Genomic DNA, 22,963 nt, shown 5'->3' with positions numbered 1-22,963 from the left:
CGGGCAGGGGACGCCCCTGCCCGCCCGCCGACCGAGGAGGGCTACTGGTCGATCCTCACCCGGAAGGTGAGCCGCGCGACCTGCCCCGAGGGCACGGTGCCATGCTCGGAGCGGATGGCACCCGTCGCGCCATCGGCCGGCTGAAGCGTCAGCTCCGCCTCAGTATCGCCGGTTGTCGCCGTGCCGGACGATCCGACATAGGTGGTGTAGGCCGGCGTTGCGTCGTCGATTTGCAGCTCCGTCGCGTCCGCCGTGCCCATATTGGTCGCCGTGATGCGGTAGACGATGCATTCGCCCGGATTGGCCGCCTGCCCCGCCTGGGTGAAGCTGCCGTCGGCAGTTCCGTCGCATTTGGCGTCGACCGCCTGCTCCTTGACCACGACGACATTACCGGAAACGATGGTGACGGTTTCGGTGACCGTGTTGTTGCTCGGATTTTGATCCTCCACCGTTGCCTCGCCTGGCGCAGTGAGGGTGCTGTTCACGACGATTCTCGCGCTCTCGGAAAGTCCTCCCACGGCGCTGGCGGGTGCCTGGACCCGCGAAAACAGCAGCACCCGGTCCCCGGGGGCGAGTTCCGTCTTGTCGAGCGCGGTCAGGATATTGGCAATGCTGGTCACCGTAGCGTCGGTGGAGTCCAGCACGCCGTTGCCGTTCGCGTCCACGCGAAGCGTTTCCGCGAAGCTCGGAAAATCCGGGTCGTAGCCGATGGTACCGTTGGTGATCGCGACGTTGCCGAGGTTCTCCAGCGTGTGGGTCATCACCACGACGCCGCCGGGCGCCGCCTGAGCGGTCTGGTCGGTGCGAATGGCGAGGTCGACGACCTGAACGACAGTGACTTCGTCCAGTTTGGTATCGACGACCGCCGCACTGCTCGCCGAAGCGGCGCGGAAGTAAACATCCGTGTTGCCGGGCGCAGCCGTGTCCGGCGGGGTTACGACGGCGGTGAACGTCGCGGACGCGCCCGGTGCGATCACGCCCGTATTGGTGACCGTGCCGTCGGCATTCCTGAACACCACCTGCCAGCCGGCCGGCATGGAGCCGGGCGCGAAATTCGAGCCGCTGAAGGACAGATTGAAGCTGTCGGAAACCGAACGATTGTTTTTGACCACGAGGGTGAATTCGGCGGCCTCGCCCGGATTGGTTTTGACGGTCGTCCACGGGTCGCCGTTCTCATTGGCGACATTGAGACCTGCCGCCAGTTCGCCCGCGTTCTGCAGATCGACGGTACCGCCGCCGACCTTACTTGCGATCCGCAGCCTTGTCTTGTTCAGCACCGCCGTGTTGCTGATGGAGGACGCCGTCATCGTCGCCTCCCAAGCTTGCGAACCCTCCTCGCGCGCCGCTCCGTCCGGCAAATTGGCATGCACAAGAAAGTTCGACACCGAGTTCGCGCCCAGCTGTATGTCCGGCCGGCCGTCGGAGTTCGTATCAAGGAGCGGCGTGCCCTCGGTGGTGGTAAAGCTGAACGTCGTGCCGGCGGGAAACGTGCCGGCGGGAAAACTGTTGCTCGGTTCGACGGAGAGATTGAACCTCTGCGTGGTGTTCGAGTGATTGGTAATGATCACGTCAAAAGGCACAGGGATACTTGAGGACAGATAGCCCTCTGTATAGGCAATGGTATCGTTCGCAGCGTTGTCGTCATCGGTGCTGGATGCCAGTCCGCCGTCGGTATAGTTCACGTCCGGCAGATCGCCACCGAATCGGCCTGCATAGGAAGGATCGGCCGCTCTATCCGCCAGCGTGACAGCCGTTGCCTGGCCGTCGTTGATGACGAGCCGCGCTTCGTTCGAGGTTTGCAGGTCGGTCTGGTCCGAGTCGATCGTACCGGTGTTGGAAATCGTGCCGGCTGCGCCAGTGGCGACCGTACCGACGAACTCGATATAGCCGCTCTTGCCGACAGGCACGGCGGACAGCGTCGCTTTCACCGTGCGGTCATCAAGCGAATACGAATAGAAGATCTTGTGGCCCTGGCCGTTGGTGTGGTCTCCATCATCCTCGCGGGCGTCCGTCATCACGCTGCCGTCGGACCACCGACCCGTTCCCGCCACATATGTCAGTTCGCCTGGCAGCAGGTCCGTGATGATCACATCCGTCGCATCCGCTCCACCGGTATTGCTGTAGTTGAAGCGGACGCGCACGGTGTCGCCGGGGGTGAGCGAACCTGACCCGTCCCCGTCGTCGAGCAGGCTCATGGTCTTGGTGAACTCGAAAACGGCACCGGTCGTGACGCTCACGGTATCCGTGTTGGTGTCGTTCGGCTGGTTCGGCTGGTTCGCCGTGCCCGCGGTGAAATTGCCGGCCGTTGTCAGCGTGCTCGCCGCGGTGATCTTGAAGGTGGGACTGCCGGTCGCCCCGGCCGCGACATTGACCTCTACGACGACGCAGGCGCTTTCGCCCGCGTTGAGCGAGCCGGTCTGGTCGATCGATGTCAGCGTATCGGGCACGCCGTCGCAATCGCCATCGGCATAGATGCCGGCCTCGGAAAGGCCGGAGTCGGGTACGAATGTCGTTGTCAGGTTGTACCTGTCCGCCGCGTTGCCGACATTGGTGATGGTGTGCGGAAAGAGCACCTTGCCGCCGGCGACGGCGGATTTTGTCGTATCGGTCTCGATCTGAACGCCGGCGATGGTGTTGATCGTCGTCTGGACCAGGTTGGAGGTGACCGAGAAGGTCTGCCCGCCAGACTCGAAGGTCGCAACCGCCTGATTGCCGATGACTGTACCGGCCGCAGGCGGCGCCGCAAGCGCCGAAGACGCGAATGCCATTATACTCGCAGACGCAACCAAAAGATGCGCCGACAATTTCCTGCGCCACCGATTTGTCTGCCGGTAGCCTGCTTCCAAGACGCTAGAATTCGCTCGCATAACTCGCCTTCCCGTGACTGATTTCGAACGGGAGTTGCAGGAGATGCCCACTTATATGCAAATAACCAAAACAATTTTAGGGGAAATTTCGGCTCGACGCTGCCGTCGCCAACATGCGGGGCCCTGCCGAATCCGGGCCCGACTGCCGGCAACCAGCTGTTTTGTTTACAACCACAGGAAGAAAACGCGTGCGATGAAGATCGCATATCATCGCTGGCGCGGTGTTCTCGCGAGCAACGGAAAAAGCTGCTTTGCCCTTGAAGGCGTGGGGTGATTCGGAAAATGCCTGCGAGGCGCGCTTCAGTCGGGGACGCCATCGTTCGGGTAGGTGAAGGTCAAGCCGCTTGTCGTCTCCCCCCTTGTGGGGGAGAATATTTGCGGCGGGCTCTCGTTTCCACTTCTGCGTTCTGCCCGTGGCATCGTTTGGGCATGCGAACGTCAAACCGTTTACCATCTGCCCCCAAGGCAATGGTCCCGCGAGAGGATCAGAAGTGCATATGCCCTAGCGGCAACGCGAAGTGCTTCCTCACCGGAAACGCAGGTTTTCTTTTGTAAGCTCGTCGACCGATGAGCAGCCCATCAGCTTCATGCCGCGTTCGATCTCGACACGCATCAGTTCGAGCGCCCGTTCGACGCCAGCCTGTCCTGCCGCAGCGAGCGGGAAGAGATAGTAACGGCCAAGCCCGACCGCCTTCGCTCCCAGCGAGAGCGCCTTGAGCACATGGGTGCCGCGCTGCACGCCGCCGTCCATCATCACATCTATCCTGTCCCCGACGGCCTGGACGATCTCGTCAAGCTGGTCGAATGCGGTGCGTGAACCGTCAAGCTGGCGCCCGCCGTGATTGGAGAGCACGATTCCGGTGCAGCCGATCTCGACCGCGCGCTTGGCATCCTCGACCGAAATCACGCCTTTCAGGCAAAACTGGCCGCCCCAGTGCTGCACCATCTCGGCGACGTCGTCCCAGGACATGGACGGATCGAGCATCTCGGTGAAATAGCGGCTTATCGACATCGCGCCGCGGCCCATATCGACATGGTTTTCCAGCTGGGGCAGCCTGAAAGGCTCATGGCGAACATAGTTGACCGCCCAGGAGGGCTTGATCGCAAATTGCGTGATACCGGCGAGATTGAGCTTGAAAGGAATGGCAAACCCCGTTCGCTTGTCGCGCTCGCGATTGCCCCCGGTGATGCTGTCGACCGTCAGCATCATCACCTCGATGCCGGCCTGCTTGGCGCGCGCCATCATCTCGCGGTTCAATCCACGATCCTTGTGGAAGTAAAACTGGTAGACCTGCGGACCGTCGCAAATCCGCCGGGCCTCTTCCAGACTGACGGTGCCGAGCGAGGAGACACCGAACATGGTGCCGAACTTCGCAGCCGCTGCCGCCACCGCACGTTCGCCCTGATGGTGGAACAGACGCTGAAGCGCCGTCGGCGAGCAATAGACGGGCATCGCCAGCCTTTGCCCCATGACCGTCACCGACATGTCGACGTCGCCGACGCCGCGCAGGACATTCGGAACCAGATCGCAGCCCTCGAACGCGGCCGTGTTGCGCCGGTAGGTGACCTCGTCATCGGCCGCGCCATCGATATAGTTGAAGATCGGCGACGGCAGGCGCCGTTTTGCCATCAGACGGAAATCGTGGAAATTGTAACAATCTTTCAGACGCATCTGCCCCTCGAACCCGAACGGCCGAATCAATAGCACTTTTTCGATAAGGCGGGATGAGGAAATCAAGCCGCGGCGGGAATCCAGCGCTCAGTCCGTCGTCGAGCCCGCAATGATGGTGAGGCGCCGCATGGATGGTATGTGGACACTGAACAGGAAGACGCCCCACCATTCGGCGCCGTCTTCGAAATAGTCGGAAACCTCCGGCAGCCGCGCGTCGGACCAGTCGAGAATTTCGCTTCGGTGGAGCGGCGGCAAGATAAAATCCCTGATCTCCTCGAACACCGCCTGCACTTCGCCAGGCCTGGCGTTCAGTGGATAGGGTGGATGCGAGAAGGCGTAGGCGAACTGCCCTCCAGGCTCAGGGCAAGAGCTCGCACCCGACATGATCCTCACATCGTCGAGCGAACTCAAGACCGGATCCGTCAACTGCGATCCGTCGGCGGTTTTATAGGAGCCGAGCCTCAGCAGGCTGCCGCTGTCCGGGTCGTACCAGTCGCCGAAGAATGCCTTTTCGCAGATGCGCCGGCTTCCCAGAGCGCGCAGCTTCCCGGCGTCGAATCTATGGAAGTGACGCAACGCCTGCGGCACTGCCGAAAGGATCTCCTCCTCCGTACCGCCTGCATTCTCGAAGATCGCGAAATCGAGCACGCCCAGCATTTCATCGAAGCGCTCGAAGGCAGGCGGTAGCTTCTCGATCCGGTTCATTCGCCTGTTTTAGGGCGCTGCCATGATAACTGCAATCGGCGGCAGAGGAGACGAGGATAGCTTTGGTATCGAGCATCCACAGGCTCATTCCTTCCAGCCCTCGAAGGGATCGCGATCCTGCGAAGGCTGGTTGCGGTCGGCCGGCCCCAGGGCAGCCCCTCGGTACTCGCCCTCCCCGTTGGCAATCGCGCCTGATACGCCGCCGCCACTATTCCAGCATTACGACGGCATCGACTTCGAAGAGCATCGGGTCGATTGCAAGCTTGGGAACGGGAATCAAAGTCTGCGCCGGCAGCGCCGCGCCGAACATTTCCTTCACGTTCCTGGTCAGCACCTCAAGCTTGGACATGTCGTGATCGACGACGAAGACCGTGAGCTTGGCGACCTGATCCGGCCTGGCACCGAGCGCATCGAGGGCAGTGCGCAGGTTTGCATAGGCCTGCTGGACCTGGACAGCGAAGTCGGGCGACAAGGCTCCGCTGCTGTCCTGGCCGCCCTGTCCCGAGATATAGGCCACCCGGCCCTCGCGGGGCACGATCACTGCCGTGCTGTAGCCGTTCGGCGTCGGGTCGTAGAGGTTTTTCGGATTGACGATGGTCAGCTTGAGATCATTCTCATTCGCTGTCGTCGCAGCGGGAACGCCCATGGTCATGATGATCAGCCCTCCGATAAGCAGATGCGTGATTGCGCGTGACATGTTTTTCTCTTGGTTCCGGAACTGCGGGCAATAGAGCCTCGCCGCCTCCGGGATTGAACTTCTACTGCCGTATGATCCGCCTCGTACGGTGTACTATCCGTGCCATCGTACATTGTACGAGTCAACCGTTCAGGATCGACATTCGCAGGTTCGTCGGGTTAGATCGGCATTCTGATCAGCAAGGAAGACGGATGACGGCCAAACGCAGCGGCGCCCCGAGCAAACGGCCTCAACGGACAGGTGTATCGCCCCGGGTGCCGGAGGCGCGCAGTGAGCCGTCTCTCTCCCGGGAGCGCATCGTGGCGACCGCGGTAGAACTGCTGGACGCCCAGGGAATAGACGGATTGACGATGCGTCGCCTGGCCGATCGCCTCGGCTCGGGCGTGATGAGCCTGTATTGGCACGTCGACAACAAGGAGGATGTCTTTGATCTGGCGCTCGACTCGGTGCTCGAATACCGCGGGCCGCCGCAAATGGTCGAGTCTCGAGATTGGCGCGGAAAAGTCGTTCATATGCTCGAAGACTGGCGCGCCGGCATGCTGCGCCATCCCTGGTCGGCATCGTTGCTGCCGCGCCGGGCACTCGGCCCGAACATCCTCAGCCGCCTGGAACTGCTGAGCAGGACCTTGTCCGGAGCCGGTGTAGCCGACGCAGATCTGAACGCCGCGATATGGTCGCTCTGGAACTATGTGATGGGCGCCACCATCACCCGGGCGAGCTTCGGCCTCTCGGACGAAGACAGGGCCGCGGCACAGCAGCGCCTCACACGTCTCAGCGAACACTACCCGACGATCGAACGCTCCCGCCTGCTGCTGGACAACGATTGGGACGGCGCCTTCCGGAAAGGCCTCGACTTCCTGCTCGATGGCCTCGCGCCGAGACAATGAGCGCTCGTCATCTTCCTGACGAGACGGTGCCGGACCTCCGGCGCTTCTCCAACATCACGGCAGGCGAGCGAGGTAGACCAGAGCACGTCCGGAAAAGTTTGTAACGGTTTCCCGTCCGGCAGGTATGCAGTCTCAAAGCATTAGAGCTTTTCACTGTTTCAATGAACAGTGAAAAGCGCCAAGCGTTTAGGCCACGTCTCGAAGCTGGGCCTCACCATTGTGCAGGAAGCAGGCTTTGTTGAAGAGTCCCAAATCAACGAGATTAGGGAGACGAATGTCCCGAATGTCCGGCAGGCGCTTGCTTTCCGGATCAAACGACCGATCTACCTGCGAAATGAACGCAACCACAACCCCGGCTTTCCTGGCGAAATCTGCAAGAGCCAGAACCTGATCCGAGAGTGCTGGCTTGCTTCGCTGCTGATCCAGTATCTGCAGATAGTCGATAACGGCAACCGTCCCCCGCTCCGACCCGGATAAATGACGGATGATGTAGTCCGCGCTGATTTCATCAGACGTCAAGATTTGCAGCTTTTCGCAGAGACCATGAGGCCCCTCGTCCAAAGACCGAAGGTGCCGCCTCGCCTGCTGTTCTGTAAATTCCAGCGTGAAGAAGACCGCTTTTCTCCCGTCTCGGGCAGCGTCAAGCAACAGCTGAAGGCCGAGCGTGGTCTTGCCATGTCCTGGGCGGCCGGCCACCAAGAGCAAATCACCTTCATCCAGCCGAGCTAGGATTGATCTGGACAGTGACGCCGCTGCGACTTGAGACGAAAGTAGGCTCCATCTTGCGAACCCTTCCTCACGCGCGATTTGGTCCAGTGCTTCGTGCAGGGGGACATTATTATTCCGGGCCACGAGCTTGGCTCGGCGTTTCAATTGGAAAATGGGGGCAGAAAGTTTCATCAAAGGACCTCCACTCCGAGCCAGAAACGCAATCCCTCCTTATGCGATGCTCGAACAGATGGTTCGATGACGATGTCGTTACCCCGTATGTGCGATACTTCCCCGAAAGGAGGGAGGAGGCGTGGGCCAAGCCTGTGCTGCAGAAATTAGCGGGCCTGCTGATTCGTCACAAGCTTTGATGCCCTCTTCGGGGCGCCGGCACCGGAACTTTCCGTGCGATCGGCCTAGGCCGCAACGGTCGAGAGAAGAAGCCTCCGCGAGCCGCGAGCCGCTTCGAACGTGCCGGATGCCAGATTTGAACTGATGCTCAACTCGGCGAATCGGCTTGTCCGATTTCTCGCCGTAATTTCGAGACCCGTCGGGCATCCAAATTCCTCACCTTTCCGTATCACTTTTATTCTTGCAATTGGGATTAAAAGTGATACAAAAAATGTATGAAGGTCACCTATGACGAAACAAAGCGCCAGATCAACATAGGAAAGCACGGCTATGATATCGCCGAACTCGACATGGAGTTCTTCGCTTCGTCTGTGGTGGTCCCAGCCAAGGAAGGCCGCTTCATGGCTATCGGCGTTTTGCGCAATGGCGTTATCGCCGTAGTCTTCGCCCGGCTTGGCTCGGAAGGCATTTCGATTATCTCCATGCGTGACGCCAGCAGGAAGGAAAGGAGCTTATTATGACCAGCCTATCCCGCCGCATCCGCCATATCTCCGACAAGGAGGAGGCAGCTATCCAACGCAAGATAGCTAGTGACCCAGACGCTCCTGAGGCCACCGACGAACAACTAGCCAAAGCTAAGCCATTCGCCGAAGCCTTCCCAGACCTGGCCGAGAGCATCAAGCGCGCCAGGGGCCGTCCAGCCGTTGAGAACCCTAGGCAGCAGATATCCATTCGCCTCGATCCGGATGTCATCGAGCACTACAAGGCAACCGGCAAAGGCTGGCAGAGCCGGATGAATGACGACCTTAGAAAGGCTGCCGGATTGAAGAAGGCAGGTTGAAGCTGTTTCCTCAAGGGATAGCCCCAAAGCGTGGATGAGGAAAAGTGTGCGCGGTTTCCGCATCCCGTAATGGGGCAATAACGAAACCATTTGAAAGGAAATGGCGCACCCGAAGAGATTCGAACTCCTGACCCCCAGATTCGTAGTCTGGTGCTCTATCCAGCTGAGCTACGGGTGCGTGCCTGGAAGCGGTGACCACCGCTTGCGTGGCGATCCTCTAAAGCGTCCTTTCGGCGATTGCAAGCGCCTTCGGGAAAAAATTTCATTTTTACGACGATGCCGGGAGGGGACGGAATCTCAGGAACGTCCCTTGGCGCGGAAGGCATCGAGCCGCACCGGGCGGTCCGGCAGTTCTATGCGAAACAGCGTGCCGGGAGTGGGCTTTTTGACAAGGGCGATCGTTCCGCCATGGGCGAGCACCAGTTCGCGGGCGATCGCCAGGCCCAGGCCCGTCCCGCCGGAGCGCGCCGAGCCGCGGAAGGCGGCGAAGAGATTTTCGCGTGCCTTCGCCGGCATGCCGGGGCCGGTGTCGTCGATCGAAATGGTCACCACGCTGCCGGTACGCACCGCGGAAACCGAGATCCGCCGCTCGGAGCCATCCTCCGGCTTGTAATTGGCCAGCGCCTCGACCGCGTTGCGGCAGATATTGTGGACGACGCGGAACAGCTGCTCGCTGTCCGCATCGACCTCGATGTCATCGCGGACCTGTATCTCGAAATCGATACCGTCCTGGCGATCGACGGCGAGCAGTTCGGCCACGTCCTCGACCAGCGGCCGCAGCGCCAGGAAACGGCGGTGCGGCTCGGCCTCCGTCGTGCGGCCGTAGGAAAGGACTTCGCGCGTATAGCCGACGGCGCGGTCGATGGTGCGGAGCAATGTCGGCGCGAAGCGCTTGACCACGGGATCGTCGACATCGGCCAGGCGATCGGAAATGAGCTGTGCGGAGGACAGGATGTTGCGCATGTCGTGATTGATCTTGGAAACGGCAAGGCCGAGCTCGGCAAGGCTCTTCTGCTGCTTCAGGGTTCGCTGCAATTCGCGCTGCATACTCGCCAGATGCTGACCGGCGACCGCCAGTTCGTCCTTGCCTTCCGGCGGCACCAGCACGCGCTCGGGGCTCGACGGCTCGCCCGAAAATTCCTGCATGCTCTTGGTCAGCCGCCTGATCGGGAGGATCAGCATGCGATTGATGGCGAGGAAGATCAGCGCCGCGGTGATCAGCGAGATGGCGATCGACAGGAGGAAGACGTTGCGCGAATAGACGAGCATGGCCGTGCGCAGCTTGGCGTCCTTCATCACCAGCTCGATCGTCGCATCGCCTTCGCCCAGCGGGCCATAGACGCGCACCACCCGGTTGCCGCCGAAGATGAGCGTGTCGAAGGCGTCCCGGATCGCGCCGAGAGCCGTGAAGTTGGCTATGTCGTATTCGCCGTCGATCGCGGGGGGCATGTCGACGCTGGCGATCATCCGGGAGGCATCCTTGCGGCGGATGACGATGGCCTTCGTCCCGGTCGCCATCAGCGTCTCGCGCTGCACGGCGCGGGGCAGCTCGACATTTTGAAGTCCGTCGACCACGACGGCCGCCGCCGCCACGGTGTTCAGGCGGTCCTGCAGCCAGCGAATGCGCATATTGGCGACGGAAGGCACGAAGATCAGCACTTCGGCCAACATCACGAAGGCGACCGTCAGCAGCAGCAATTTGCCGGAAAGCCCGCCAAGAAAGCCTACCGCCGCTCGGGGTGCCGCACTCGCATTGGCCGGACGCGCGTCTTCTACCATAAAGATTCCCTGGATCACGATGACCAGACCTAAGGTCATCGTGATCGATTCCTTTGTTTTGCCGCAACTCCGGACGGAAAACCGCTGCGCACTTTTCCTGGATTTGCTCTAATTCAGCCGAAGTTCCGCAGGAACCGGATCGCGGTCCGCAGAAGGCGATTTCGCGCCATGGGGGAATAATAGGAGATCGCCGCCTGTTTTCCAATCTCCGAGAGCGTCGGATAGGGTGCGACATAAGTCTGGAAATGCCTGAGCGTCAGGCGGTTGGCGACGGCGAAGGCCCAGAGACCGATCATCTCCCCCGCTCCAGGGCCGGCAATGCCGGCGCCGAGAACCCGCCCGCGCCTGCCGACGACGATCTTGATCAGCCCTCGATCCAACCCGTCGGTGCGGGCGCGATCACTCGCGGAAAAGTCCAGCCGAACGGTTCTTGCCCCCCGGGCGCTCTCCCGCGCGCGCTCCTCCGTCAGCCCCACTTGCGCCAGTTCGGGCGCGGTGAAGATCACCTGCGGAACGATGGTCGTCCTTTCGCGCCCCGGCAGGCGGAAAAGGATCTGCTGCAGCACCAGGCGGGCGTGATAGCTCGCCTGATGCGTGAAGAGGCCGCCCGCCGCGTCTCCGACCGCATAGACGCGACGGTTGCTCGTCCTCAGGTCAGCCCCGACCTCTACGTGTTTCGGGCAATGGCGGATGCCGGCCGCATCGAGGTCGAGCGATCCGTGATTGGGAGCACGACCGGCAGCCACCAGCAGGTCGCTCCCTTCGATCTCGAAAGGGCCGCTCTCGTTCTCGCAGAGGAGCCGGAGCCCCGTCTCCGTTTGCTCCGCCGAGCGGATCGCCGTACGCTCGTGCAGGAGCATGCCTTCCGCACGCAGCCCGTCGAGCACGATCGCCGCCAGCTCCGGATCCTGACCGGAGAGAGCCGCGGCACCGTCCACGACCGTCACATCGGCGCCCAACCGCCGGTGAGCCCCGGCCATCTCGAGGCCGACCGCGCCTGCGCCGATGACGAGGAGATGTCGCGGCAAGCGTTTCAGGCCGAAGAGCGTTTCGTTGGTGAGGAACGGCGTCTCCGCAAGTCCGGGGATCGGGGGGATGGCGGGGGAGGAGCCGGTGGCGATCACGAAGCGGCGGGCGCGGATCAGGCGGTCGCCGGCAGCGACCGTGCGGTCGTCTACGAAGCGGGCCGTTTCCTTGATCACCTCGACGCCGAGGCTCGTGAAGCGCTCCGCGGAATCGTGCGGTGCAATGGCTTCGATCACGGATTGGATGCGTGCCGTCAGATGCTCATGGTCGACGATCGGTTCCGCCGAGGCAATGCCGAATTCCGCAGCCTTGCGGATCGCGTCCGCATGTTTGGCCGCTGCGATCAGAGCCTTTGACGGCACGCAGCCGTAATTCAGGCAATCGCCGCCCATCCGGCCGTGCTCGACCAGAACGACGGGCACGCCGAAAGCGGCCGCCCCGGCGGCCACGGAGAGCCCGGCGGCACCGCCGCCGATCACGCAGATGTCGGGTGTCAGTATTTTCGCCACGCGGCTAGGCCCTCCGCCTCGGTCATGCACCTTTGCGGCGCGACTGTATTAGCCTGAATGCCAGAGGCAATGCAGCAATCGATGCAAGGGCGACGAGCGCCAGCGAGATATCCCTGGTGGCGAAATCGGCAACGGTGAATTCACGGCCGCTTGCGGCAGCAAGAGCGATCACGTCGCCGAGGCCGCGGCCGAGCCAGGTATAGGCGAGAGTGCCCGGAATAATGCCGATCAGCGTCGCGAGCGCATAGGTGCGCAGCTTCACCTCGAAGAAGGCGGGCGCGATGTTGATCAGGAAGAAAGGAAAGATCGGCGCGAGCCGCAGGATCAGGAGATAGAGGAAGGCGTTGTCCCGAAATCCATCGGCAAGGCGCTCCAGGACGCCGCCGGCACGGCGCCTCAGGATGTCGCTGAAGGCGCCGCGCGCGGCGATGAACAGCAGGCAAGCCCCGAGTGTGGCGGCAAGAACCGTGATAGCCGCGCCGGCAAGGCAGCCGAAAAGGAATCCGGCGGAGATCGTCAGCACCGATGCCGCCGGTATGGAGAAGACCACCACCGCGACATAGATCGCGAAGAAGACGAGAGCCGAACTGACCGGATGGGCGGCGACATGGGCGGCGAGCGTCTCGCGCTGGTCGGCGAGCGCAGACAGCGAGACATAGTCCTGCAGGCCGTAGGCATAGCCCAGGACGCCGCCCGCAAGCAGAAGCGAAATCGGCAGGAAGCGCCAGGGAGAGCGATGCGGAACAAGCCGAAGGTCTCGCCGGCTCGACGAGGGTTCGAGAGCCGGACCTTCTTCTGCCCCGTTGCTGATACCATGGCTCATGCGATCTGCCTTCGGTGAGATTCTGCCCCTGAATTAGAAGGAATTCACCCCCCGAACCAATAACGAATCGTCGCGTCGACAAACGACGGCGTGACCGGGCCGCGGCGGCAAGTCACGCCGGCGTGAAAGTGCCGGCGGCGTCTCCCGAGGGAAGCTCATCTCGGAAGTGCCGCTCGCGGCGACCGGCAGATCACCGCGAGCGAAGCTGGAAATCGGGCGACTGCAGCGCTGCAGCAGGCCCCCTCAGAACTCCTCCCAATCGTCGCGGGCGACCGCAGCGGAGCCGTTGCCGAATGCGCGCGCGACCGTGCCCATCATGCGGCGGGCGGGCGAGGCCACCGGCCGGCTCGCATCCCTTGCCGGCGCGACCGTCCGCACCGCCTCGCGCTCGACCTTGAAGTAGGCGATGAGGTTGGCGAGATTGTCGGCCTCGGCGGACAGCTTGTGCGTGGCGGCATTCGCCTCCTCCACCATGGCGGCGTTGCGCTGGGTGACCTGATCCATCTGGTTGACGGCGGTGCTGACCTCCCCGAGGCCCGTGGACTGCTCGCGTGCGGCCGTCGCGATCGAATGGATGTGATCGTTGATCTTGAGGACCCGCGTCTCGATCTGGCCGAGCGCCGCTCCCGTCGCCTGGACGAGCTTGACGCCGGTGGCCACCTCGCCGCCCGATTTTGAAATCAGCGACTTGATATCCTTGGCGGCGCTGGCTGCACGCTGGGCGAGCTCGCGGACCTCCTGCGCAACGACGGCAAAACCCTTGCCGGCATCACCGGCGCGCGCCGCCTCGACGCCGGCATTGAGGGCCAGCAGGTTCGTCTGGAAGGCGATCTCGTCGATGACGTTGGTGATCTGGCCGATCTCGCTCGATGCCTGTTCGATCCGGCCCATGGCATCGATGGCGTTGCGGACGACCGATGCCGACTCCGCTGCGCTGTCCTTCGCCTCCGTGACCATGACGGTCGCTTCCTGGGCCCGCTCCGTCGAATTGCGAACCGCGGCGGTTATCTCGTCGAGCGCCGCCGAGGTTTCCTCCAGAGCTGCGGCCTGCTGCTCCGTCCGCTTGGACAGGTCGTCGGCGGCACTGCGCAACTCCGTAGAGTTCCCGTTGATCGAGTCCGTCGTCATGCGGACCTCGCGCAAGGTCTTCTGCAGGGTCTGCAAAGTATCGTTGACGTTCGTCTGCAACTCGGCGAAGGCACCCTGGAACTGGCCCTTCATGCTTTGCGTGAGGTCGCCCGTCGCCAGGCTCGCAATGACCCTCCGGGTCTCGGCGATGCCCGTGTCGACACTGTTGACCAGTTCGTTGACGCTCGCCGCAAAGCGGTTGAGATCGTCGTTGTCGTAGTCCTTGCTGATGCGCCTGGTGAAATCCCCTGCCGCAGCCGCCGCGACGACCGTGGCGATGCTCGACTGCAGGTCCGCGCTCTTTTCGCGCAGGATCTCTTCCTGCGCGTTGAGCTCGCGCACGGCGAGGCTGTTCTGCTTGAAGACTTCGACCGCCGCCGCCATGTCGCCGATCTCGTCCTTGCGCCCGGCGAAGGGCACGTCAACCGAGAGATCGCCGCCGGCAAGCAGCTTCATCTTGCCCGTCAGATCGAGAATCGGGCGGCTGAGGTGATTGGTCGCAATATAGAAGGCGGCACCGATCCCGGCCAGCATGCCCAGGGCAGCTGTTGCAAGGACGATCAGCACGATCGAGCGCTTGTAGTCGGCCAGATCCGCGGTGATCGTCTGAAGCGAGGCAAGGTTCTCGTCGACGACCACGTCGATTTCAGCCTGGAACGCCTTGCGGTTGGCCCGGTTCGCTTCGTTGTTGCCCTGCTCGTTGGCAGCTTTCGGCGCAACCTGCGTGCCGAGGCGAGCCGTCTCGCTTCGGAACGTCTTGAATTCCTCCGCGCGTTCGACGAGGGTATCGAAGGCGGGCAGGACGTCGGCCGGCACCAGCGGCCGCCACTCGGTGAGCAGCGCGTCGATCTTGTCGAGGTTCTTGAGAATTCCCTCGGCAAAAGGCTTTGCCTTCTCGACCGTTGGCGCCGCATAGATGCCGCGCGCCTCCATCACCACCGCCGTTACCAGGCGATTGAGCCGCTCGCCCTTGAAAGCCCGGTCGGAGGCGTTCTGGTATTCACCGAGCCGTTGGTTGTACTCGCTCACGATCAGCAACGACATACCGGTGATCGCTATCGCCAGCAGACTCATGATGCCGACGATGAGGTTTATCTTTCCGCGAATTTTCATGTCCTGTCCCTGTCCCCAGCCGCATACTCGCCTAAAACGGGAAAGTAACTCACGGCTTACACGCTACTGAGCAAATGCTAAAATGCGCGTGGTTAACAAAGCACCCATCGGACCCACTCGATTTAGGGTGTCATGCGGCGATTCATGAGCACGCCGCCGGCGCCCGGGAATTGACTTTATCGGGTTTTTGTCCCTATAAGCCGCGCACGTCCGGTGGAGCCGCCCGTAGGCGGAGCCATGCCCGGCGCGTAAACGCTCTTGCATCATGCAAACCCAAGAAGGACCGCACACCGCGGTATTTAAATAAATGAAGCGTACCTACCAACCGTCCAAGCTTGTTCGCAAGCGCCGTCACGGCTTCCGTGCACGTATGTCCACCAAGGGTGGGCGCAAGGTCCTCACAGCCCGCCGGGCTCGTGGCCGCAAGCGTCTTTCGGCGTAAGCCGGATCTGCCCGAAACCTTATGTCCGGGCAAATGACGACAGATAAAGACAAGATGGCTGTCGGGCGGCTGAAAAGCCGTCCGCAGTTTTTGGCGGTCCGGGCTGGAGAAAGCCGCAGGGGCCCGCTATTTCTCCTCGAAGTTCTCGACCGGAACGATCCGGAGGGAGAAGCCCGCGTCGGCTTCACCGTTACCAAGAAACACGGCAATGCCGTCGAGCGAAACCGAATGCGCCGACGACTCAAGGAAGCCGTGCGGCTTTCGGCCGGGTTTGCAATGAAACCCGGACACGACTATGTGATTGTCGCCCGGCGCGATCTCCTGAATGCCCCTTTCGACGCATTGACTCGGGCGCTTCGGGATCGCATCGAAAACAAGCCGAAACAGAAGCGGCCACCGGCCGGTTCCAGGAAATCATGATGGAAAACAACCGCAATTATTTCGTGGCGATCGCCCTTTCCGTGCTGATCCTCATCGCCTGGCAGTTCTTCTATGTCAGCCCGAAGATGGAGAAGGACCGCATTGCCGCGGAACAGGCGCAGCAGGCGCAACAGACCCAGCAACAGCCAGGCGCCCAGCCGGCTGCACCTGGACAGGCGCTGCCCGGCGGTGCGATCCCGAGCGCAGGCGAAAGCCGCGATCAGGCAATCGGGAAATCGGCCCGCGTCGCGATCGACACGCCGGCGCTTTCCGGCTCCATCAACCTGACCGGCGCACGCTTCGACGACCTGAAGCTCAAGGGCTACCGCGAAACCGTCGACCCGAAGAGCCCGGTCATCACGCTCTTCAGCCCGGCGGAGACCGCCGACGGCTATTTCACGGAAATCGGCTATATCGGATCGGATGCGACCGGGTCGGTTCCGGGTCCGCAGACCACATGGACGCTTTCGGGCGGCGACAAGCTCACCCCCTCGACGCCGGTGACGCTCAGCTACACGAACGACAAGGGCATCACCTTTGCCCGGACCATCTCGGTTGACGACCGCTACATGTTCCAGGTGGTCGACAGCATCAAGAACGAGACCGCGGCGCCGGTTTCCCTGTCTTCCTACGGCCGCGTCACGCGCTTCAACAAGCCGAGGACTCCGAGCATCTACGTGCTCCACGAGGGCTTCGTCGGCGTCGCGGGAGAGCATGGCCTGCAGGAAGTCGGCTATTCCAAGGTCGAAGACGACGAGCCCGTCGAACCGGGTAAGTCGACCGGCGGGTGGCTGGGCATCACCGATAAATACTGGGCCGCGACGATCGTGCCGCCGCAGGCGACGCCCTTCGACATCCGCTTCTCGCATTTCGCCGACGGGCGCCCCCGTTACCAGAGCGACTACAAGAGCGATGCGGTTACGGTTGCCCCGGGCCAATCCGTGGAGCTGAAGAACCTCGTCTTCGCCGGTGCCAAGGAAGTCCCGGTCGTCGACAATTACGAAGTGGCCTATTCGATCCCCAACTTCGACAAGCTGATCGACTGGGGCTGGTTCTACTTCATCACCAAGCCGATGTTCAAAATGATGGATTTCTTCTTCCGTCTCTTCGGCAATTTCGGCATCGCGGTCCTGATCACCACGATCGTCGTCAAGCTCATCTTCTTCCCGCTCGCCAACAAGCAATACGCATCGATGGCGAACATGAAGAAGGTTCAGCCGAAGATGGAGGAACTGAAGAAGAAATTCGGCGACGACAGAATGGGGCTGCAGCAGGCGATGATGCAGCTCTACAAGGAAGAGAAGATCAACCCGCTGGCGGGCTGCTGGCCGATCCTCATCCAGATCCCGGTGTTCTTCGCGCTCTACAAGGTGATCTACGTCACCATCGAGATGCGGCATGCGCCCTTCTTCGGCTGGATTCAGGATCTCTCGGCCCCGGATCCGACGACGATCATCAACCTCTTCGGTCTCCTGCCGTTCGAGGGGCCTGCCTTCCTTCATCTTGGCATCTGGCCGATCATCATGGGTGTCACCATGTTCCTGCAGATGCGCATGAACCCGACGCCGCCGGACCCGACCCAGGCGATGCTTTTCACCTGGATGCCGGTGGTCTTCACCTTCATGCTGGCGTCGTTCCCGGCCGGTCTCGTGATCTACTGGGCCTGGAACAACACGCTGTCGATCCTGCAGCAGGGCATCATCATGAAGCGTCAGGGCGTCAAGGTCGAACTCTTCGACAATCTGAAGTCGCTCTTTTCGAAGAAACCGAAACCGGCGGAATAGAGCACTTCCGGGACAAGCGTGTAACGGTTTTCGTCCGGAAGCGCGCAGTGAATGCGTTGGAGCGTTTCATTGAATCGGTGAAACGCTCCGATCGGCAGGTCCTCTCGCATGGAAGCCTCGGAGCGACGCGTTCCGGGGCTTTTCTTTTAGGTCCTGCTGCATGTTTCCTTTAATCCTATCCGATTAAAGGACAAAAACATGCAGCAGATCAAAGCGCTACAGCGACCTTTGCGCGTCTGATAAGACGCGCGGCGCTGTAGGGATCCGCCGCCGGTACCGGCAGGCGCTCTAAAGCTTGACAAGCCACCCCAAAAGCCTGATGCCGACGAGGCAAAGAGGAAACGCCAGAACATGTCCGCGACGAACAAGCAGAATGCCGCAAGCGTCTTCGGCCGGCCGTGGATCTTCATCCGCGGCGTGCCGTCGATGAAGTTCCTGCCACCTGAGGGACCGACGGAGATCGCCTTTGCCGGCCGCTCCAACGTGGGCAAGTCGTCGCTGATCAACGCACTCGTGGGCCATAAAGGCCTGGCGCGCACCTCGAACACGCCCGGCCGCACCCAGGAACTCAACTATTTCGTGCCGGACGGCTATTCCGGCGAGGCCGGCGACCTGCCGCCGATGGCGCTCGTCGACATGCCGGGCTACGGCTACGCACAGGCTCCCAAGGAACAGGTCGACGCCTGGACGAAGCTGGTCTTCGACTATCTGCGCGGCCGCTCGACGCTGAAGCGCGTCTATGTGCTGATCGACGCGCGCCACGGCATCAAGAAGAACGACGAAGACGTGCTGGCACTCCTAGACAAGGCTGCGGTTTCCTACCAGATCGTGCTGACCAAGACGGACAAGATCAAGGCGGCCGGCGTACCGCGCCTCGTCGCGGAAACGCTCGAAAAGATCAAGAAGCGGCCGGCGGCCTTTCCGGAAGTGCTATCGACATCGTCGGAAAAGGGCGAAGGCATCGAGGACCTCCGCGCGGCGATCGAGCTCGCCGTGACGCGCTGAGGCGCGAAACGGCGCCGCTGAAGGGCGAGCCCCCTCGTCTTCGGTCTCCGTCACTACCCTGACATGAAAAGCGCTCTATCTCTGCTTCGCGGCGGCAGATTGTCTGCCCGAAGGATCAGGAGAGAGACATGTCCGATTTGATTGTCGTGGGATTCGATTCGACGGGTGAGGCCGACAAGGTCCTCTTGAAGCTCAACAGCCTGAGGAAGGAATATCTGATCGATCTGGAAGATGCGGTCGTCGTCGTGCGCGACGCCGACGGCAAGGTGCATCTGAAGCAGAGCATGAATCTGACCACCGTCGGCGCCACGTCCGGCCTTCTTTCCGGCTCCCTCTGGGGCGGGCTCGTCGGGCTGCTCTTCCTTAATCCGCTCGCGGGTTTCGCCCTCGGCGGCGCTATCGGCGCCGGTGCGGGTGCGCTTTCCGGATCGCTCGTCGATTACGGCATCGACGACGACTTCATCAAGTCGCTCGGCAACACGATCCCGAACAATTCCTCGGCGCTCTTCGTCCTGGTGCGCAAGGTGCAGCCGGAAAAGGTGCTGGCCGAATTCTCCGGCCTGCGCGGCCGCGTGCTGAAGACGTCGCTCTCCCCGGAGCAGGAACAGAAGCTTCAGGCTGCCATTTCCGAGGCGCAGACGCCGTCGCCGCAGGCGGGGACATTCTGATCGGTTGCTGAAGGCGATCGGCCCTCATCGCACAACGATCTTCTCGCCGGAGCCGGCGAGAAGACAGCCACGCTCAGGCCGTCTCCGGTACGAATGACAGGGCGAGCCCGTTGATGCAGTGCCGCTTGCCGGTCGGCGGCGGGCCGTCGTCGAAGATGTGGCCGAGATGACCGCCACAGCGGCGGCAGTGGCATTCGGTCCTCGTCACGAACAGGGTGTCGTCCTCGCGCGTGCCGATCGCGTCGGGAAGCGCCTGCCAGAAGCTCGGCCAGCCGGTACCGCTGTCGTATTTCGCGTCAGAGGAATAGACGGGCAACTCGCATCCCGCGCAGTGAAAGACTCCGTTTCGCTTTTCGTTGTCGAGCGCGCTGCTGAACGGCGGCTCCGTGCCCTCCTCGCGCAAAACGCGATAGCGATCCTCGCCGAGCAGCGCCCGCCACTCCGCGTCGGTCCTGGTGATTTCAAAGGCTTCGCCGGCGACGGCGCGTACGGGCCATACGAGACCGCGCAGGGCGACCACCGCGGCCAGGGCCGCGCCCGCCATCAGCAAGTCGCGCCGGCTGATCATCGGAACCTCCATCGGGGCCTGATGTCGTAACTTATGCGGCCGCGGCACTCCTGCCAAAACAAGGCCGATCAAACCGGCGTGACTGAGTGGCCGCCGTGGAACCAGACTTAGAAGGCGCGCGCCGTGCCTTGCGCGATGACCGCACCGGTGGGCGAGCCGGTCGCCGAGCCACCCTTGGGCTCGACGCTGACGGAGAGCCTGGAGCCCGCGACAATCTGGCTTCGCATTCCCGGCTCAAGCACGATTTCCCCCTCGCCGGACGGCGGCAGCACGCCGAGCGAGACCGGCGGATCGTCACCATTGATCAGCCAGAGTTCGAGCGATTTCTCCTCCATCTGTCCGGCGGCGGCCGGCGACAGTCTCAGGCGCCCTGTGGCCGGTTCGAAGTGCGTGACGAGGTTGATGGCGCTGCCATGCGCTTCGAGGCTCACAACGAGTGGCGTACCGCCTCGGCGATCGCTGAAAAGTCCTGCCAGCGCGCCTGCCATCACGACGACCGCCGAAAGCGATACGAGGGCTGCGCTGCGCCAGAGGGGAAGCGAGCCCCAGACACCGCGGGGGTCGTCTGCGCCCCGGCCCGCTTCGAAGACCGCGCGCTCGGAGGAGCGAAACCTGCGGCGCGGCGCGGCCGACTCATATTCGTCGCCGAAGGCCGCAAGATTGTTCTGCCAGCGGATGACCATGGCGGCGAAGTTGCGGTCCGTTGCCATGCGCGCCTCGGCCTTCCGGCGGTCATCGGCAGACAGCGCGCCGAGCACGTACTCTCCCGCGATCACCTCGTCGCGGCGGGAATCTCCGCTTTCGGGCTTCTGCGTCGTCATGGCTCCCTGCACTCTCTCAGCTTCAGAGGGCCGGCACGATTCCCTTCGATCTCTTCCAGGCAAGCTTCGATGCGCCTGCCCTCGGGACTGCGGCGGTCCTTTCCGGATCAATGCAGGATCAGTCAAATCGCCAGCGCCGTCAATCGGCTTGTCGGCCATGCCGCGCACGCCGCAAGCACTTCGGCACAGCCGAGCGACCGCCGTCACAATGGCTTTATGTTGCGTCCGGATCATTCCATCCGCCAGAGAGTTGCGCTAAACAGCAGCCGGTATTTTTCGAGGATCCGCCATGTCCGCATCAGAAAGTGAAATTCAGGCCCGCCTGCTCGCCCAGGCCCTGCCCTATATGCAGCGCTACGAGCATAAGACGATCGTCGTCAAATACGGCGGTCACGCCATGGGCAATGCCGAACTCGGGCGCGCCTTTGCCAGCGACATCGCGCTTCTGAAGCAGTCCGGCGTCAACCCGATCGTCGTTCACGGCGGCGGCCCTCAGATCGGCGCAATGCTCAACCGGATGGGCATCGAGTCCAAATTCGAGGGCGGGCTCCGCGTCACCGACGAAAAGACCGTCGAGATCGTCGAAATGGTGCTTGCCGGGTCGATCAACAAGGAGATCGTCGCGCTCATAAATCAGACGGGCGAATGGGCGATCGGCCTTTGCGGCAAGGACGGCAACATGGTCTTTGCGGAAAAGGCGAAGAAGACCATCCGCGACCCGGATTCCAACATCGAGCGCGTGCTCGATCTCGGCTTCGTCGGCGATGTGGTCGAAATCGACCGCACCCTTCTCGATCTGCTCGCCCGCTCCGAGATGATACCGGTGATCGCGCCTGTGGCGCCGGGACGGGACGGCCACACCTACAACATCAACGCGGACACCTTCGCCGGCGCCATCGCCGGCGCGCTCAATGCGACGCGCCTGCTCTTCCTCACCGACGTTCCGGGCGTCCTCAACAAGAAGGGCGAACTCATCAAGCAGCTCTCCGTCGCCGAGGCGCGGGCGCTGATCGCCGACGGCACCATTTCGGGCGGCATGATCCCGAAGGTGGAGACCTGCATCGAGGCGATCAAGGCGGGCGTCCAGGGCGTCGTCATCCTCAACGGCAAAACGGCACATTCGGTGCTGCTCGAAATCTTCACCGAGCACGGCGCAGGCACGCTGATCGTGCCGTGAGGCGCTCCTTGTTTGCCGTGATTTGCCCCTCACCCTAACCCTCTCCCCGTTCTGACGGGGAGAGGGGACGTGCCCTGCAAGACGCCTCTCGATAGTGCGGCTAGGCGGCGCCACGAGTCCCTTCTCCCCGTCATGACGGGGAGAAGGTCGCGGCAGCGGGATGAGGGGCGAATCTCTTAACTCGCCCTATAAACCTTCTCCGCCTCGCCGCGCAGCCGGGCGATCATCTCCCGGTATGGGAACGGCCCGTAGCTCACCCGCCCGACGCCGGCGGCCGCAAGCGTGGCGATGTCCGGCGCCCCCGGCTTCATCATTACGTTGACCGGCAAGGGAGATGCCGCGCAGAGCCTGGCGATCAGGTCTCGATCGGCGAGGCCCGGTGCGAAGAAGCCGCTCGCGCCCGCATCCGCATAGGCCTCGGCGCGGGCGATCGCATCCTCCATCAGGGCCGCGTGGCGCGCCGCGTCGCTCTCCTGCAGGAAGAGGTCGGTGCGGGCGTTGATGAACAGTGCAATGCCCTGTCGCTCCGCCATCTCTCGGATCGCGCGGATGCGGGCCGCCTGCTTGTCGATCGGATGGACGCCGCCTCTGCCAACCATCTGGTCCTCGAAATTGATGCCGATCCCGCCGGCATCGATCACTTGCGCGACATTGGCCGCGGCCTGGGCCGGGTCCTCCGAATAGGCGCCTTCGAAGTCCACCGAGAGCGGCAGGTCCGTAGCCGCGACGATCTCGCGCACGGTCTCGAGCAGCAGAGGCAGCGGCAGTTTCTGCCCGTCCCCATATCCATGTGCCGCCGCGACCGACCAGCTCCCGGTGGCGAGCGCCTTGGCGCCGGCCTCGGCCACGCACTGGGCGCTGCCTGCATCCCAGATGTTGTACAGAACCACCGGATCGCCTTTCCGGTGCAGTGCCCCGAAGGCAAGCGCTCTTTCTTCCTGGCTCATCGTATCTTCTCCCAGTCCGTCAGGT

Annotated in this window: 21 protein-coding genes and 1 tRNA gene; 9 read left to right on the top strand and 13 right to left on the bottom strand. The window is 62.5% G+C overall.

The genetic code is table 11. The features are described from left to right. Positions 1 to 41 precede the first annotated feature (41 nt). The 4 genes from PZL22_RS20350 to PZL22_RS20335 form a co-directional block, all read right to left on the bottom strand. The gene (locus PZL22_RS20350) at positions 42 to 2,768 is read right to left on the bottom strand and encodes an NEW3 domain-containing protein (protein WP_003531548.1); all 2,727 of its coding nucleotides are present in this window, start codon (positions 2,766 to 2,768) and stop codon (positions 42 to 44) included. 625 nt (positions 2,769 to 3,393) lie between these two features. After that, on the bottom strand, positions 3,394 to 4,539 hold the full coding sequence (locus PZL22_RS20345) for an alpha-hydroxy acid oxidase (RefSeq protein WP_003531550.1): 1,146 nt from the start codon (positions 4,537 to 4,539) through the stop codon (positions 3,394 to 3,396). Between the two features lie 87 nt (positions 4,540 to 4,626). After that, the gene (locus tag PZL22_RS20340) at positions 4,627 to 5,244 is read right to left on the bottom strand and encodes a hypothetical protein (protein ID WP_003531558.1); all 618 of its coding nucleotides are present in this window, start codon (positions 5,242 to 5,244) and stop codon (positions 4,627 to 4,629) included. A gap of 208 nt (positions 5,245 to 5,452) precedes the next feature. Next, positions 5,453 to 5,941 carry a RidA family protein gene (locus PZL22_RS20335; protein WP_003531560.1) on the bottom strand — a complete coding sequence of 163 codons (489 nt, stop codon included), beginning with the start codon at positions 5,939 to 5,941 and terminating at the stop codon, positions 5,453 to 5,455. A 191-nt stretch (positions 5,942 to 6,132) separates the two neighbouring features. On the opposite strand from PZL22_RS20335, the gene PZL22_RS20330 reads away from it, so the two are divergent. Beyond that, a complete protein-coding gene (locus tag PZL22_RS20330; protein WP_015007123.1) occupies positions 6,133 to 6,828 on the top strand; it encodes a TetR/AcrR family transcriptional regulator in 696 nt (231 codons plus the stop codon). Between the two features lie 186 nt (positions 6,829 to 7,014). Here PZL22_RS20330 and PZL22_RS20325 read toward each other — a convergent pair whose 3' ends face one another. Continuing rightward, entirely contained in the window at positions 7,015 to 7,728 is a 714-nt protein-coding gene (locus PZL22_RS20325; RefSeq protein WP_003531563.1) for a DNA helicase, read from the bottom strand. A gap of 434 nt (positions 7,729 to 8,162) precedes the next feature. Between PZL22_RS20325 and PZL22_RS20320 the strand changes: the two genes are divergently transcribed. Then, a complete protein-coding gene (locus PZL22_RS20320) occupies positions 8,163 to 8,408 on the top strand; it encodes a BrnT family toxin (RefSeq protein WP_003531565.1) in 246 nt (81 codons plus the stop codon). Continuing rightward, a complete protein-coding gene (locus tag PZL22_RS20315) occupies positions 8,405 to 8,728 on the top strand; it encodes a BrnA antitoxin family protein (protein WP_003531566.1) in 324 nt (107 codons plus the stop codon). Before PZL22_RS20320 ends, PZL22_RS20315 begins: the two co-directional genes overlap by 4 nt. Positions 8,729 to 8,829: 101 nt before the next feature. Here the strand turns inward: PZL22_RS20315 and PZL22_RS20310 are convergent. From PZL22_RS20310 to PZL22_RS20290, 5 genes are all read right to left on the bottom strand, one after another. Continuing rightward, positions 8,830 to 8,906, bottom strand: a tRNA-Arg gene (locus PZL22_RS20310). A gap of 119 nt (positions 8,907 to 9,025) precedes the next feature. Next, positions 9,026 to 10,546 carry a sensor histidine kinase gene (locus tag PZL22_RS20305; RefSeq protein ID WP_003531568.1) on the bottom strand — a complete coding sequence of 507 codons (1,521 nt, stop codon included), beginning with the start codon at positions 10,544 to 10,546 and terminating at the stop codon, positions 9,026 to 9,028. Positions 10,547 to 10,620: 74 nt separating this feature from the next. Next, a complete protein-coding gene (locus tag PZL22_RS20300; protein ID WP_003531570.1) occupies positions 10,621 to 12,042 on the bottom strand; it encodes a dihydrolipoyl dehydrogenase family protein in 1,422 nt (473 codons plus the stop codon). Between the two features lie 22 nt (positions 12,043 to 12,064). Then, entirely contained in the window at positions 12,065 to 12,865 is an 801-nt protein-coding gene (locus PZL22_RS20295; RefSeq protein WP_003531572.1) for a TVP38/TMEM64 family protein, read from the bottom strand. Between the two features lie 243 nt (positions 12,866 to 13,108). Continuing rightward, a complete protein-coding gene (locus PZL22_RS20290) occupies positions 13,109 to 15,106 on the bottom strand; it encodes a methyl-accepting chemotaxis protein (RefSeq protein ID WP_003531574.1) in 1,998 nt (665 codons plus the stop codon). Positions 15,107 to 15,413: 307 nt separating this feature from the next. Here PZL22_RS20290 and rpmH point away from each other — a divergent pair, with 307 nt between their 5' ends. From rpmH to PZL22_RS20265, 5 genes are all read left to right on the top strand, one after another. Continuing rightward, a complete protein-coding gene (rpmH, locus tag PZL22_RS20285; RefSeq protein WP_003531576.1) occupies positions 15,414 to 15,548 on the top strand; it encodes a 50S ribosomal protein L34 in 135 nt (44 codons plus the stop codon). 21 nt (positions 15,549 to 15,569) lie between these two features. Then, positions 15,570 to 15,968, top strand: a complete 399-nt coding sequence (gene rnpA, locus PZL22_RS20280; RefSeq protein ID WP_013843866.1) for a ribonuclease P protein component — start codon at positions 15,570 to 15,572, stop codon at positions 15,966 to 15,968. Further along, a complete protein-coding gene (gene yidC, locus PZL22_RS20275) occupies positions 15,968 to 17,752 on the top strand; it encodes a membrane protein insertase YidC (RefSeq protein WP_033048897.1) in 1,785 nt (594 codons plus the stop codon). The genes rnpA and yidC overlap by 1 nt, the downstream gene beginning before the upstream one ends. Before the next feature lie 351 nt (positions 17,753 to 18,103). Beyond that, complete coding sequence (gene yihA / locus PZL22_RS20270) at positions 18,104 to 18,757, top strand: ribosome biogenesis GTP-binding protein YihA/YsxC (RefSeq protein ID WP_003531582.1); 654 nt, start codon at positions 18,104 to 18,106, stop codon at positions 18,755 to 18,757. A 128-nt stretch (positions 18,758 to 18,885) separates the two neighbouring features. Beyond that, the gene (locus PZL22_RS20265; RefSeq protein WP_003531583.1) at positions 18,886 to 19,425 is read left to right on the top strand and encodes a DUF1269 domain-containing protein; all 540 of its coding nucleotides are present in this window, start codon (positions 18,886 to 18,888) and stop codon (positions 19,423 to 19,425) included. A 73-nt stretch (positions 19,426 to 19,498) separates the two neighbouring features. Here PZL22_RS20265 and msrB read toward each other — a convergent pair whose 3' ends face one another. After that, a complete protein-coding gene (gene msrB / locus PZL22_RS20260) occupies positions 19,499 to 19,993 on the bottom strand; it encodes a peptide-methionine (R)-S-oxide reductase MsrB (protein ID WP_015007107.1) in 495 nt (164 codons plus the stop codon). A 107-nt stretch (positions 19,994 to 20,100) separates the two neighbouring features. Continuing rightward, complete coding sequence (locus PZL22_RS20255; protein ID WP_003531587.1) at positions 20,101 to 20,814, bottom strand: anti-sigma factor; 714 nt, start codon at positions 20,812 to 20,814, stop codon at positions 20,101 to 20,103. Positions 20,815 to 21,103: 289 nt separating this feature from the next. Here PZL22_RS20255 and argB point away from each other — a divergent pair, with 289 nt between their 5' ends. Continuing rightward, complete coding sequence (gene argB, locus PZL22_RS20250; protein ID WP_003531589.1) at positions 21,104 to 21,991, top strand: acetylglutamate kinase; 888 nt, start codon at positions 21,104 to 21,106, stop codon at positions 21,989 to 21,991. A gap of 176 nt (positions 21,992 to 22,167) precedes the next feature. Here argB and PZL22_RS20245 read toward each other — a convergent pair whose 3' ends face one another. Continuing rightward, the gene (locus PZL22_RS20245) at positions 22,168 to 22,938 is read right to left on the bottom strand and encodes an isocitrate lyase/PEP mutase family protein (RefSeq protein ID WP_003527613.1); all 771 of its coding nucleotides are present in this window, start codon (positions 22,936 to 22,938) and stop codon (positions 22,168 to 22,170) included. Between the last annotated feature and the right edge of the window lie 25 nt (positions 22,939 to 22,963).

It is taken from the genome of Ensifer meliloti (assembly GCF_030064585.1).
GTDB lineage: Bacteria > Pseudomonadota > Alphaproteobacteria > Rhizobiales > Rhizobiaceae > Sinorhizobium > Sinorhizobium meliloti.
This window is presented reverse-complemented; position numbering and strand designations above follow the sequence as displayed.

Excerpts from the sequence above, each read along its gene's own strand:
- PZL22_RS20350 (WP_003531548.1), bottom strand. The coding sequence starts at position 2,768 with ATGGCATTCGCGTCTTCGGCGCTTGCGGCGCCGCCTGCGGCCGGTACA.
- PZL22_RS20345 (WP_003531550.1), bottom strand. The coding sequence starts at position 4,539 with ATGCGTCTGAAAGATTGTTACAATTTCCACGATTTCCGTCTGATGGCA.
- PZL22_RS20340 (WP_003531558.1), bottom strand. The coding sequence starts at position 5,244 with ATGAACCGGATCGAGAAGCTACCGCCTGCCTTCGAGCGCTTCGATGAA.
- PZL22_RS20335 (WP_003531560.1), bottom strand. The coding sequence starts at position 5,941 with ATGTCACGCGCAATCACGCATCTGCTTATCGGAGGGCTGATCATCATG.
- PZL22_RS20330 (WP_015007123.1), top strand. The coding sequence starts at position 6,133 with ATGACGGCCAAACGCAGCGGCGCCCCGAGCAAACGGCCTCAACGGACA.
- PZL22_RS20325 (WP_003531563.1), bottom strand. The coding sequence starts at position 7,728 with ATGAAACTTTCTGCCCCCATTTTCCAATTGAAACGCCGAGCCAAGCTC.
- PZL22_RS20320 (WP_003531565.1), top strand. The coding sequence starts at position 8,163 with ATGAAGGTCACCTATGACGAAACAAAGCGCCAGATCAACATAGGAAAG.
- PZL22_RS20315 (WP_003531566.1), top strand. The coding sequence starts at position 8,405 with ATGACCAGCCTATCCCGCCGCATCCGCCATATCTCCGACAAGGAGGAG.
- PZL22_RS20305 (WP_003531568.1), bottom strand. The coding sequence starts at position 10,546 with ATGACCTTAGGTCTGGTCATCGTGATCCAGGGAATCTTTATGGTAGAA.
- PZL22_RS20295 (WP_003531572.1), bottom strand. The coding sequence starts at position 12,865 with ATGAGCCATGGTATCAGCAACGGGGCAGAAGAAGGTCCGGCTCTCGAA.
- PZL22_RS20290 (WP_003531574.1), bottom strand. The coding sequence starts at position 15,106 with ATGAAAATTCGCGGAAAGATAAACCTCATCGTCGGCATCATGAGTCTG.
- rpmH (WP_003531576.1), top strand. The coding sequence starts at position 15,414 with ATGAAGCGTACCTACCAACCGTCCAAGCTTGTTCGCAAGCGCCGTCAC.
- rnpA (WP_013843866.1), top strand. The coding sequence starts at position 15,570 with ATGTCCGGGCAAATGACGACAGATAAAGACAAGATGGCTGTCGGGCGG.
- yidC (WP_033048897.1), top strand. The coding sequence starts at position 15,968 with ATGGAAAACAACCGCAATTATTTCGTGGCGATCGCCCTTTCCGTGCTG.
- yihA (WP_003531582.1), top strand. The coding sequence starts at position 18,104 with ATGTCCGCGACGAACAAGCAGAATGCCGCAAGCGTCTTCGGCCGGCCG.
- PZL22_RS20265 (WP_003531583.1), top strand. The coding sequence starts at position 18,886 with ATGTCCGATTTGATTGTCGTGGGATTCGATTCGACGGGTGAGGCCGAC.
- msrB (WP_015007107.1), bottom strand. The coding sequence starts at position 19,993 with ATGATCAGCCGGCGCGACTTGCTGATGGCGGGCGCGGCCCTGGCCGCG.
- PZL22_RS20255 (WP_003531587.1), bottom strand. The coding sequence starts at position 20,814 with ATGACGACGCAGAAGCCCGAAAGCGGAGATTCCCGCCGCGACGAGGTG.
- argB (WP_003531589.1), top strand. The coding sequence starts at position 21,104 with ATGTCCGCATCAGAAAGTGAAATTCAGGCCCGCCTGCTCGCCCAGGCC.
- PZL22_RS20245 (WP_003527613.1), bottom strand. The coding sequence starts at position 22,938 with ATGAGCCAGGAAGAAAGAGCGCTTGCCTTCGGGGCACTGCACCGGAAA.